Raw genomic sequence first — 12,529 nt, 5'->3', positions numbered from 1 at the left:
AAAAACAGTAACGAGTATGATACATTCTATTTTACATCAGATATGGAACCAGCGCCGCAGTAATGGCTGGCTGTTTGCCGAGCTGTTGATTGTATTTACATTGATGTGGTATTGTGTGGATGTGCTCTATGGCTTTACCCATGCAGAACGGCAGCCTAAGGGGTATGATTTGGAGCATGTCTATAAGATAAGGATTTCCTGCAACCCCACACAGATAGTACCGTGCACGTCGGAAGACAGTCTGCAGACCTTCTGGTTCAAACCGATGGAGGAGGTGCTCCGGCGTATCAGGCAATATCCTGCTGTGGAGAGTGCGGCCATGTGGTTGGGTACCGATACCTATACCCGCGGGCGTGTTTACCAGGGGTATACGACGGACAGCGTACATGTTGTCGAGACTACAGTACGCTATGTGTCTCCAGAATATTTCGACGTCATGCGCATTCCGTTGTTGCAGGGGAATGTCGTAGACTGGAATTCCACTGCTAGTCCTTTGCCTGCCGTGGTGACCTGTGATCTGGCAGACAGCCTTTTTCAGACAAGTACTGGGGCGGTGGGCCGCGAGTTCCTGGATTATTACAGCGGAGGTCTCCGTTACCGTGTCTCTGCAGTCTGTGCCTTGCAGAAGACGGATGATTACGCCCGTTACGGACCTTTTGTTCTGACTCCTTTCCCTGGTTGGTTCTATGAGGCCCAGTACCTTCCGTTCATCTCCCTACGGATACGTCCGGAGGCAGATACGGATAATTTTGCAGCCTGTTTCTATCAGGATATGACGTCGCAGCTGCAGGTCGCTCCATTCTATCTTTTCGACATACAGAGCTATAAGGACCAGAAGATAGAACGGGATGCTGCCGAAGGAATCACCCCATATATCCGTAGTGCAAGGCTCATTGTGATATTCTTCGTTTTCAATGTATTCATTGGGCTGATGGGAACTTTCTGGTTCCGTACCCGCCATCGTCGCAGCGAGATTGCCTTGCGCATGGCCATGGGCAGCAGTCGTGGAAGGATACGTTGGCAATTGCTGGGTGAAGGGTTGCTGCTGTTGGCGCTTGCTTCTATCCCGGCTTTGATAATATGTATTAACATGGTTATGGCAGATGTCACTTTTACAGAAGCCACGGATGCCACTTGGGGGAGATTTGTCATATGCGTTTCTATTGTCTGGGTATTGATGGCACTAATGGTGATTGCAGGAATCTGGTATCCGGCTTCACGGGCCATGGAGGTGCAGCCTGCCGAAGCATTGCATGATGAATGAGTTTTTTTTGAGTAATCTGTACTCATTCTCAATATAACTTGTATATTTGCGTGACGAATAAGAGTTTTTGCGTTGAGTATACAAAATCTATATTATGATGAAACGCCTTTTCTTTCCATTGCTTGCAGGCTTGTTGTGGTTGATGTCGGGAACACTTTCGGCTGCGGAACGTACGTACAATGTACTTTTCATACAGTCTTATACAAAAAATACTCCTTGGCACAGCCTCCTGACAGAAAATCTGGAGAACGGACTGAAAAAGGGGGGAGTTAGAGCCAATATCATTACCGAATATCTGAATGCCGATTACTGGTCTTTCGCTTCCGAATGTTTCATCATGCGCCGCATTTGCCAGCGTGCCAGGCAACGGAAAACGGACTTGATTGTGACTTCCAGCGATGAGGCTTTCTTCACATTGACCCATTGCGGTGATTCCCTGCCTTATCAGATACCGGTGGTGGTTTCGGGCATCAAATACCCGGATGAGAGGGTCTTTGAAAGAATGCCCAACGTCTCTGGCTATGTTTCGAAAACGGATTTCGATGTCTTGCTGGATGCGGCTGTCCGTATGTTCCCTTCCCGCAGGGAGTTGGTTTGTCTGTCCGACAGCAGTTTCCTGAGCCTTAAAGGGGTCAGGGCTGTGGAAGACTCTTGGGAACGCATAAAAAGCAACTATCCGGAGCATGAGTTGAAAGTGCTGAACGTGCAGGCCAAGTCCTTGAACTCTATCATCACTTCCATTTGCTATGACTACAATGCCTACAAGCATATTGTTATAGCTCCCAAATGGATTCCTTTTCTTTCCTTGAAGTTGAAGGCTCCCGTGTTTACCAGCCAGAACCTGGCTATGACGAACGGTGTGCTGTGTGTGTATGATGCCGTTCCCGGAGAGGATGCCTTTGCTGCCGGCCGGCAGGCTGCAAGTATTTTGAAGGGCAAGTCACCCGCCTCATTGGGAGTAAAGGACTTTGGGGGCAAGTTGCTGTTCGATTACAAACAGTTGCAGTTTTTCCGTGTGGACACGAACCGTGCGGAGAGCAAGGGCATCATTTTGAATATACCGTTGATGGAGCGTTACCGTGTCTGGTTCATTCTGTTCTATTCGCTGATTGTCGGGGCATTGGTGCTGCTGGTTGCCTGGCTTTTCCGTGCCAACCGCAGGGAGTCGCGTAAGCGCATACATGCCCAGACCCGCTTGTTGATACAGCACCGCCTGGTGGAGCAGCGCGACGAGTTCGACAATATCTTCTGTTCCATTCGCGACGGCTTGATTACGTATGATACCGACCTGCGCATCCATTTTGTCAACCGTCCGTTGTTACAGATGCTGGGACTTTCTTCCAAAACCTATACGTCCCGTTTCTATGAAGGGCAGATGGCCGGCTCCATTTTCAGGATTTACATGAATGGAGAAAACATCTTGCAGGACTTGTTGAAGAAAGTACGTACCGGAAAGAGACCTATTTCTATTCCGGAGAAAGCCTTCATGCAGGAAAACCATCAGGGAACGTATTTCCCCGTTTCCGGCGAGGTAGTACCTATCTTTGCCAATGAAAAGATGACGGGAATGGCGATTGTATGCCGCAATATCTCCGAAGAAGAGATGCAGAGACGCTTCTTCAATATGGCGGTGGAGGAAAGCTCCATTTATCCGTGGCAGTACAACATGCATATGAACCGTTTCCATTTCCCGGGTGGATTGCTGCGCCGTTTCGGGTATACCGGTGATACGGACTTGCTGGCACGTGATGAGATGGACACCCTTATACATCCGGAAGACTTGCTGCATACGCGCAGGAATTTTGATGCCATTCTGTTGGGCAATGAAATCAATTCACGGATGAGTTTCCGGTTGAAGAGTGCGGATGGGAGCTATGAATGGTGGGAGTTCCGCAGTACCGCTTATGACGGACTGACGGTTGATACCCCATACATGGTATTGGGAGTATGCCAGAGCATCCAGCGTTACAAGGATACGGAAGAGGCCTTGATTGCCGCACGTGACCGTGCCTTGCAGGCCGACAAGCTCAAATCTGCGTTTCTTGCCAATATGAGCCATGAGATACGCACCCCTTTGAATGCCATTGTCGGCTTCTCGGATTTGTTGAAGGATTTGGACGCTTTTTCTCCGGAAGAGGTAAAGCAGTTCGTCGAAACAATCAACATCAACTGTACATTGCTGTTGGCGTTGATAAACGATATTCTGGACCTCTCGCGCATAGAATCGGGCACGATGGACTTTAAGTTCGGAGCATTCAATCTGGCGTTCATCATGCAGGAAGTCCATGAATCCCAGCGTCTGAGTATGCCTCGGGATGTAGAGCTACGTATAAAGATTCCGGAAGGGGAAGACAAATTGGTCATCACCGATTCCGTCCGCTTGAAGCAGGTCGTGAACAACCTGATAAACAATGCCAAGAAATTCACGGTAACGGGCAGCATCACCTTCGGCTACGTCACGAACCGGGAAGGATATACCACCATCTTTGTCGAAGACACGGGAAGCGGTATCTCCGAAGACGCCCAGAAACATATCTTCGAACGCTTCTACAAAGAAGACAGCTTTACGCAGGGTGCCGGTTTGGGGCTGAGCATTTGCCAGACCATCGTAGACCGCTTGCATGGTTCTATCTCGGTCTCCTCAGAGTTGGGAAAAGGAACGCGTTTCGAGGTGGTGATACCGGATGCGAACGAATAATCATTCAATCCGTTTGCAGGCATTGGCTTGCAGAAACTCCTCCAATATATCCTCGTAATTGCCGTGTAACATGATGTGGTGGTTGCCCAGCGGTGTCTTGAGGAAATAGTCGGCAGGGGAGTTCATTTTTATCCGTACTTGGGTGCGGCACATATTGATGTAGTTTGTATTCTCAACAAGCGTGCCGGTGCTCAGGTAATATTCGTCCAGACTTTCGTTCCCGCATTTCACGATGGTTACATCTCCTGTCGGCAGGATTCCCTGAATACCGATGCCGATTTCCGTCTCAAAATGGTTGCGTATGATGAACTGCTCCGTTTGTGCGATACCGATGGTACAATGTGCCAATATGATTTCATTGGTACGGGCATTTATCATGGAAGGATTGGCCATGAAAGAGTTCTTCCCTGTCAGCACTTTTACGGCCAGCATGGTGAAGACGGATTGCAAATCGCCTTCACATCCGGCAATGATTCCTTCGTCGTTCAGCAAGGCAAGGGCAAGGCAGCCGGTGGTTCCCGTTTGGTCTATCAGACGGAAGCAGCTGAGGGTAATGGCGCTCAGTCGCTCTTCCTCTACAATCCTCTTGATGGCTCGATACAGCCGCATGGCCTTTATCATGTCTTCGGGGCTTGCCTCTCGGCAGGCAAGCGCTTTTCCTGCCAGTCCGGCGCATGCTTCGCCCACCTCGTCGTCCGTTATCTGTCCGTAGTATTCATAAATGCGGTCCAATGAGACGTCTGTGTACTCGATACCCCAGCGGCGTTTGGCAAGCAGATAATCCACATTGCTGGCAATGAGCCAACTGGACGGAGTGCCCATTACGCCGATGCGCATGCCGAAAAGGCTGCGTTGTGCCATGAAATTGCTGTGCAGGACAAAAATACGCTTGATGGTTTCGGGGAGCTCTCCGTGAAGAATCTCGCTTTTCATTCCCCGGCCGCGCAGCCAGGAAGATATTTCGAGAGCGGCGGCCAGTGAGTTCTGCATGCCGTCTGCCAGGAGGATGGCGGGGCGGGGAAGGGATTCGAAATGCTGGATTACCAGCCGTTCCACACCTCCGGTGGCAATGAATATAATACTGAAGTCATCGGGTGATAACTTGTCTATATCTTTGTAATCAATGAAGTTGACGGTAAAGTATTTTTCCAATTCAGTCAATATCACTTCGTGGGAGCTACGGACTGATGCTTGTTTATGCAGTATGGAAGCAAAAGTTATAAGGTTGATGACCATGGTGTTATTTACAATTTGACTATTTACTATTTACAATTGAGCCAGCTTGGTTCGTTTGCTTTTTCAAAGATACAAGTTTCCGTTTACATATCATAGAGTTTTTACGATAGATAAGTTTTTTAAAGTTTTTATGGTCTTGCCTTCCTTTTGGTTTCAAATAATTCGCTACATTTGCAACTTTAATGATAAAGTGATAGCAATATCACTTATAAATAGTCTATTAAATAGTAAATTGTAAATTGTCAAATAGTAAATAACCTCATGCCAACAATATCTATTCGCGGAATGGAGATGCCCGCATCTCCTATCAGAAAACTGGCTCCTTTGGCAGATGCTGCCAAGCAGAGGGGCATACATGTATTCCACCTGAACATCGGACAACCCGACCTGCCTACTCCGGAAGTCGCGATTGAAGCGATACGGAACATCGACCGGAAAGTTCTGGAATACAGTCCCAGTGCGGGGTATCGCAGTTACCGCGAGAAGTTGGTGGGTTACTATGCGAAGTACAATATCAATCTGACTGCAGACGACATCATCATCACTTCCGGCGGCTCGGAGGCGGTCTTGTTTTCTTTCCTGGCTTGCCTCAATCCGGGTGATGAAATCATTGTTCCCGAGCCGGCCTATGCCAATTATATGGCGTTTGCCATCTCTGCCGGAGCTAAGATACGCACCATTGCCACGACCATCGAAGAGGGTTTCTCGTTGCCCAAGGTAGAGAAGTTCGAAGAGCTGATTAACGAGCGCACGCGTGCCATTTTGATTTGCAATCCCAACAATCCTACGGGTTACCTCTATACACGCCGTGAAATGAACCAGATTCGCGACCTTGTGAAGAAGTACGATTTGTTCCTCTTCTCGGACGAGGTGTACCGTGAATTTATTTATACGGGTTCTCCCTATATCTCTGCCTGCCATCTGGAAGGCATTGAGAACAATGTGGTGCTGATTGATTCCGTGTCCAAGCGCTATTCGGAGTGCGGTATCCGCATCGGTGCCCTGATAACGAAGAACAAGGAAATCCGGGATGCTGTCATGAAGTTCTGCCAGGCGCGTCTCAGTCCTCCATTGATTGGCCAGATCGCCGCAGAAGCATCTCTGGATGCCGATGAGGATTATCTGCGCGACACATACGATGAATATGTAGAACGCCGTAAATGCCTGATTGACGGATTGAACCGCATACCGGGCGTATATTCGCCCATTCCGATGGGAGCGTTCTATACGGTGGCAAAGCTGCCGGTAGATGATTCGGACAAGTTCTGTGCCTGGTGCCTGTCGGAGTTTGAATACGAGGGACAGACGGTATTCATGGCGCCTGCGTCCGGCTTCTATACTACGCCGGGTTCTGGTCGCAACGAAGTGCGTATCGCATACGTACTGAAGAAAGATGACTTGAACCGCGCCTTGTTTATCCTGCAAAAAGCATTGGAAGCCTATCCGGGGCGAACCGAATAAAATGAAATAATTCATTAGGCGCGGATTATACGGAAAACTTAAGATAAAGACGTTTGTTTCAAATCTTCCGTGTAATCTGCGCCTAAAAAATAATGGCCCATGAATCTATCTCGCTTTATAGCGTTGCGCATTTATCGCAACTCGGAGCCGGGCAAGCAAGTTTCCCGTCCGGCTGTCCTTATTGCCATGGTGGGCATTGCCCTCGGACTGGCGGTGATGATTATTGCCGTGTCCGTCATTGTCGGCTTCAAGAGCGAGGTAAGGGATAAAATCGTGGGTTTCGGTGCCCATATCCAGATAGGCAACCTGGATGCTGCACGCTCATACGAGACGCGTCCGGTGGTGGTGGGCGACAGCATGATGGCTGCGCTTTCCGATTATCCCGAAGTGAAGCATGTACAACGCTACTCCACCAAGCCGGGGATGATAAAGACCGCCGATGCCTTTCAGGGAATGGTGCTGAAAGGTGTGGGGCAGGAGTATGATAGCACCTTCTTCCACCGCCATTTGCTGGAGGGGGAGTTTCCGCAATTCAGCGATTCTGCTTCGTCCAACCGCGTAGTCATCTCAAAGTCTCTTGCCAACAAGCTGCAATTGAAACTCGGTGACAAGATAGACACCTACTTCATCCAGGACGATGTGCGTGCCCGCCGCCTGAAGATTGCAGGTATCTACCAAACCAACTTCTCTGAATACGACAACCTATTCCTGCTTACCGACCTCTACCTGGTGAATCGCCTGAACAACTGGGAGCCAGACCAGGTGAGTGGCGTGGAGCTGGAAATACGCGATTATGACAAGCTGGAAGAAACCACCTATGAGGTAGCTGCCGATACGGACGGGAATCCCGACCGTTATGGCGCCGAGTATTGCGTCCGCAATGTAGAGCAGCTCAATCCTCAAATCTTTGCCTGGCTGGGCATCTTGGATGTCAACATCTGGGTCATTCTCATTCTGATGATTGGAGTGGCGGGGTTCACCATGGTATCCGGCCTGCTGATTATCATCATAGAGCGTACCTCCATGATAGGTGTGCTGAAGTCTTTGGGAGCCAACAACTTTACTATTCGTAAAGTTTTCCTTTGGTTTTCGGTCTTCCTCATCGGGAAAGGCATGCTCTGGGGGAACATAATCGGCCTTGCATTCTATTTTGTGCAGCGCTGGTCCGGCTTGTTCAAGCTCGACCCTGAGACCTATTATATGGCTACTGTTCCGGTATCTTTCAATATCTGGCTGTTCCTGCTACTGAATGCCGGTACATTGCTGGCTTCAGTCCTGATGTTGTTGGGCCCTTCATTTCTGATTACACGCATCCATCCGGCAACTTCCATCCGTTACGAATAAGAGAATCACTTTCTCAGAAAATCGCTTTTCTTGCGGAACAGACAGTACCATTTCCAACGTAAAGACTGTATCGGCTGCAATAAGTCGAAAGCCGGTAGTGTGAAGTAATATCTACGTTGTTCTTCCAGGTCGCGGGCGGTCTTGTTGACAATGACGGCCTGCAGGGTGAAACGGAACAGGAACAAAAGACAAGCGACGCCTGCTGCCAGCCAGTGGAAGTGCAGAATGCCGATGACCATCGCGGCTATCCAGGATGCGTGGAATACCAGGCGGGTCAGGGTCTCAAAACCGGCCAGCCAGCGTTGCATCCCATGATACAGCCGTGCTGTGGAGGCGTAACCTATTTTCTCTTCTTTCCAGTCCTTGGCACGCAGAAGCGGTTGCATGCGTACAATGGCATTGGCATCCGTTTCTACCCGCGTGTTCTCCGGGGTAGCCACGTGGTTGATGAACAAATCGTCGTCTCCCCGTTGCAGGTTGAGGTGTGCGGAGAATCCTTTCTGTTGGTAGAAGAGTTCCTTCCGGTAGGCCAGGTTACGCCCGATGCCCATGTAGGGGCTGCCTGCCAGGGCAAATCCCAGATAGCGCATGGAAGTGAACAGATTGTCGAATGCCACCCGTTTGTGCAGCCAGCCTTTGCCGCGTTCGTAGCCGCTGTATCCCAGCACCACTTGGGTACGTGATGTGAAGTTGCGTGCCATCAGTCGCAGCCATTGGTTGCTTTGGGGCATGCAGTTGGCATTGGTAAACACCAGCCATTCATATTTGCTGGCCTTGATTCCAAGCGTCACAGCCAGCTTCTTACGGCTGATGTAGCGGGAGGAATCGGGCACGAAGCTGTGGTAGAGATGGGGGTATTTCTCCTCGAGGATGGTCAGGTAATCTTCGCTCTCATCAGTGTTGCCGTCGTTAATGACGATGACTTCAAATAGGGGATAGTCCTGCTCCAGCACGGCGCCCAGGTTGCGGCGCAGATTTTCGGATTCCTCGCGGGCGCAGATGATGACGGATATGGGGGGCAGTTCCTGGGTGAAGTGCATGTTTCCCTGCTTCACGGCACGGCGGCGTGCATGAATACGGTTGTAGAGACAGAGGTAGTAGATAATTTGAATAAGGAACAGACCACCCGCTACGGCGAGTACGATAATTTCAGTTGAATCTAATGTAAATGCTTCCATGTGCAGTAGGACGTTTATGTGCTGCAAATTTACGCAATTTCCGGCACTGCCTCAAACTTTGTTCCGGGAAAGTGCTTGAACAAATACTGCTTGATGTATTTCATCGTGTCTTCCTGGATAGTCTTGTCCTCTACCGTGGGATAGAGGTTGTAGAGTACCGTATCGAGTGCGATGCCCCGGTTCTTGATGGCTTCGAAGCTCAGCAGGGTGTGGTTGATGCTGCCCAGCTTTCCGGAGGTGACAAAGATAAGCGGGTACTGCTTCTCCGCAATGTAGTCTATCGTCAGGAAATCTTCGGTGAGGGGAACCATCAGACCTCCGGCTCCTTCTACGAGCACGGTATCATAGCGGTGGGAAAGTTCCCTGGTGGCACGCTCTATTTTCACGAAGTCTATCGGGCGCTTGTCTATGCGGGCGGCGAGGTGGGGGGAGCAGGGGTAGGAGAATATCTCGGGCATGGTCAGCCCCTCTTTGTCTTCCGGCAGGTAGCCGGTTCCGGTGAGGTGGCGGTGCAGGTCGATGTCCTCGGAATGGCCGGTGTTGCCGGTCTGGATGAACTTTTGGGTGATGACGCGCAGGCCGCGTTGCATAAGCTCACGGGCATACCAGGCGGTGCAATAGCTTTTTCCGGCATCTGTATCAATGCCGCTGATGAAGTAGATGTTTTTTGTTTCCATTATTTTGTCTTTTTTCGTGCGATGATATAAATAGGGTGATAGGTTAGGCTTACGTTGCCTGCGGCATCACTGAACCGGGTTGTGTATTCTTCGCAGAAGGATTGCAGGCGGCCACGCGTCCACATCCTTTTTTCCGTACCCGTGACTCCGGTTTGCTTCAGATGCTTCAGCACTGCCTGGGGAGTGGGGAAGGGCAGGGATATCACCTCTTCTTCGGCATGGAGAATATCGAAGCCGGGAGACAGCAGGGCTTGCAGCTCCTTAATGGAGGGATAGTCCAGCCCGTGCCCAGTCAGTTGGCGTATTTCGTGCATGTTTGTGGCGCCGAAGGTGCTGAAGGCAAGCAGGCCGTCTGCCACCAGTGCTTGGTGGCAGCGGGTGAAGAAAGCACCTGGGTCGTTGAACCATTGTAGGGTGGAGCACGAGGTTATCAGGTCGGTTTCTCCGGGGAAGTCGATGGCTTCGGCATCACCGGGGACGAACTGCACGGTAGTGCCGTCGCAAAGTTCCTTGACGCACTCTTCCATTTCCCGGCACAAGTCGTTCAGCAGCAGGGTTTCCGGTTGCAAGGTGTGGAGGAGGATACGCGAGTAGCTTCCCGTTCCGCAGCCAAACTCTACGACACGGCGGAAACGTGTGTATGGTTCCTTTATGAGCTGCATCATCTTCTCGGCGACTTGTTGCTGCACGCGGGCCTCCCGGGTATAGGTATTCCGGGCTTTGGCAAAGCGGGAGGCTATCAGTTGTTTGTCCATCGGGTTCAGTGGCTTGTCCATAGGTCTTGCAGGTAATGTCTGAATAACTCTTCCTGATAGTGGGCATCCTCCGTTTGCAGTACGGGGGTGCCGAGTGTTTCCCAGGCTTGCAGCTGGTTGGCTGGCGGAATGATGCGGTCGTTGCCTCCCGTTACTGCCTGCTGCCAGTGGAAGGTGGCAGCAGGCAGTGTGTGGTACATCTTCTCAATCTCCGTCAACTCATCTCTCAACTCTTCCAGCGGACGGCGGGGAGTGATTTCCAGGAAAGTTTTGAAGGCTGCTCCGTTGGCGCACATGCGGCGGAGGAATTTGTGCAGTGAAGCCCCGGTCAGTCCGTCCAATGTCCCGTGGTAGATGGCGGGTGGAATACCCATATGCTGGTCTATGGGGTAGGGTGTTCCGTTGATGGCGATGCTGTTTGCCATATGGATACCTTCGCCGGACGTACCTGGCGATGAGAGCTGTGGCATGGTCTGCGAAGCCGCCCATACCCCCATAGACCAGCCGATGAGGTTGATTTCGCGATATTTTTCCAGTCCGGAGGCGTCAAAATCCAGTGTGCGGTAATCATAGCACACCATGAAGTCGCTGGCTGCCGGACGATACATTTTGAAAGGAGTCTCATCGGCTCCCCAGCCGGCAAAGAACAGCAATAGCCGGGGATGATGTTCGTGTATAATGTAACTTTGTTTCATCTGTTTTTAGAATCGTATAGCGTTAGTGTTCTTCTCTTCCTTTAGGGGAATAAGGGGGATCAGTTCTCCAATCTCATCTTCCCGTATGTTCGCTGTCAATGAGAAGCGGATGCGTGATGTTCCTTCGGGCACCGTGGGCGGGCGTACCGGCAGTGCATAGAACCCATGCCTCTGCAGCAACTCTGCGCACAGCACAGTGTCGGCACTGGGGCCGATAATCAGAGGGACGATATGGCTTGCGCTGGGGCATCCGTACCCTTTGGCTTGTAATGCTTCGCGCAGCGTCCGGCCGATTCTTGCCAGATGCTCGCGGCGGTCCTGCATTCCGGCAAGTTTCCGCACGATAAACAGTGTCCAGGCAATACTTGTCGGAGGTAATGCCGTGGTGAAGATGAGGGTTCGCATCCGGTTGACGAGATACTCGCGTATCGTCCGGCAGCAGGCGATGTATGCGCCGGCAGACGCCGCTGCCTTGCCGAAGGTACCCACGAGGAAATCTATATCCCGGATGCATCCGGTTTCTTCGGCGCAGCCCAGGCCGCGCGGTCCCCTTACGCCGAATGCATGGGCTTCGTCCACATAGAGCAGTACGTTGGAGTATCTTTTTTTCAAATGCACCAATGCCGTGAGGTCGGCTTGGTCACCGTCCATGCTGAAGATGCTTTCTGTGACGATAATCAATTGCCGGAATGTTGCATGGTGTTGTTCCAGCAGGCGTTCCAGTTGTACCAGGTCGTTGTGGCGGAAGCGGATGCAGCGTGCGGTGGATAGGCGGATGCCGTCGATGATGCTGGCATGCACCAGCTTGTCTGCCAGTATCAGGGTTTGTGCATCGCTCACGGCGGGTAGAATCCCCATATTGGCATGATAGCCGCTATTGAGCACCAGTGCTGTCTCTGTGCCGAAAAGTGTGGCGAGTTCCGTCTCCAATTCTTCGTAAATTTTGAAGTTCCCCGTCAGCAGGCGGGAGGAGGAGGAAGTCGGCAGGAAGGTGTCCGGTGTCAGTGTCTGCAGGAATTCTTCCTTCAGCTGGCGGTCGGCAGCCAGACCCAGATAGTCGTTGGACGAAAGGTTCAGCATATGCCGGCCATCGGCTACAACCGTGCGTCCCTCGTGTGTCAGTTGCGGCAGGCGGCGCAGGTTGCTGTGTTCTTTCAATGTTTGCAGCTCTTGCTGCATATAGTTAGTTACGTTCATAAATTCTTGATATAATAATTTTCC

General features: G+C 51.1%; 10 protein-coding genes. 4 read left to right on the top strand and 6 right to left on the bottom strand.

Features of this window, described 5'->3' with window-relative positions; translation table 11 throughout:
• Positions 1-16: 16 nt before the first annotated feature.
• Together HUX74_RS14270 and HUX74_RS14265 are read left to right on the top strand one after the other, a co-directional pair.
• A complete protein-coding gene (locus HUX74_RS14270) occupies positions 17-1,264 on the top strand; it encodes an ABC transporter permease (RefSeq protein WP_117601240.1) in 1,248 nt (415 codons plus the stop codon).
• A 94-nt stretch (positions 1,265-1,358) separates the two neighbouring features.
• Positions 1,359-3,962, top strand: a complete 2,604-nt coding sequence (locus HUX74_RS14265) for a PAS domain-containing sensor histidine kinase (protein WP_174646907.1) — start codon at positions 1,359-1,361, stop codon at positions 3,960-3,962.
• Here HUX74_RS14265 and HUX74_RS14260 read toward each other — a convergent pair whose 3' ends face one another.
• Positions 3,963-5,198 carry a fucose isomerase gene (locus tag HUX74_RS14260; protein WP_117601238.1) on the bottom strand — a complete coding sequence of 412 codons (1,236 nt, stop codon included), beginning with the start codon at positions 5,196-5,198 and terminating at the stop codon, positions 3,963-3,965. It abuts the gene before it with no gap.
• A gap of 261 nt (positions 5,199-5,459) precedes the next feature.
• Between HUX74_RS14260 and HUX74_RS14255 the strand changes: the two genes are divergently transcribed.
• Both HUX74_RS14255 and HUX74_RS14250 read left to right on the top strand, forming a co-directional pair.
• Positions 5,460-6,659 (top strand): pyridoxal phosphate-dependent aminotransferase, encoded by a 1,200-nt coding sequence (locus HUX74_RS14255; RefSeq protein ID WP_117601237.1) that lies wholly within the window; start codon positions 5,460-5,462, stop codon positions 6,657-6,659.
• Between the two features lie 99 nt (positions 6,660-6,758).
• Positions 6,759-8,003, top strand: coding sequence for an ABC transporter permease (locus HUX74_RS14250; protein WP_005837409.1), 1,245 nt, complete (start codon positions 6,759-6,761; stop codon positions 8,001-8,003).
• A 5-nt stretch (positions 8,004-8,008) separates the two neighbouring features.
• On the opposite strand, the gene HUX74_RS14245 is transcribed toward HUX74_RS14250, so the two are convergent.
• The 5 genes from HUX74_RS14245 to HUX74_RS14225 are packed head-to-tail and all read right to left on the bottom strand — an operon-like array spanning position 8,009 to position 12,505.
• Positions 8,009-9,181, bottom strand: coding sequence for a glycosyltransferase (locus tag HUX74_RS14245; protein ID WP_174646906.1), 1,173 nt, complete (start codon positions 9,179-9,181; stop codon positions 8,009-8,011).
• Between the two features lie 29 nt (positions 9,182-9,210).
• A complete protein-coding gene (gene bioD, locus HUX74_RS14240; RefSeq protein ID WP_174646905.1) occupies positions 9,211-9,858 on the bottom strand; it encodes a dethiobiotin synthase in 648 nt (215 codons plus the stop codon).
• Entirely contained in the window at positions 9,858-10,634 is a 777-nt protein-coding gene (bioC, locus tag HUX74_RS14235) for a malonyl-ACP O-methyltransferase BioC (RefSeq protein WP_174646904.1), read from the bottom strand. The genes bioD and bioC overlap by 1 nt, the downstream gene beginning before the upstream one ends.
• A complete protein-coding gene (locus HUX74_RS14230) occupies positions 10,619-11,308 on the bottom strand; it encodes a pimeloyl-ACP methyl esterase BioG family protein (protein ID WP_174646903.1) in 690 nt (229 codons plus the stop codon). Before HUX74_RS14230 ends, bioC begins: the two co-directional genes overlap by 16 nt.
• Positions 11,309-11,314: 6 nt before the next feature.
• Positions 11,315-12,505, bottom strand: a complete 1,191-nt coding sequence (locus tag HUX74_RS14225; RefSeq protein ID WP_174646902.1) for an 8-amino-7-oxononanoate synthase — start codon at positions 12,503-12,505, stop codon at positions 11,315-11,317.
• Positions 12,506-12,529 lie beyond the last annotated feature (24 nt).

The organism is Bacteroides sp. Marseille-P8574 (assembly GCF_902825465.1).
Classification (GTDB): Bacteria; Bacteroidota; Bacteroidia; order Bacteroidales; family Bacteroidaceae; genus Bacteroides; species Bacteroides uniformis.
The sequence above is the reverse complement of the archived record's forward strand: the minus strand, read 5'-3'. Positions and strand labels throughout refer to the sequence as shown.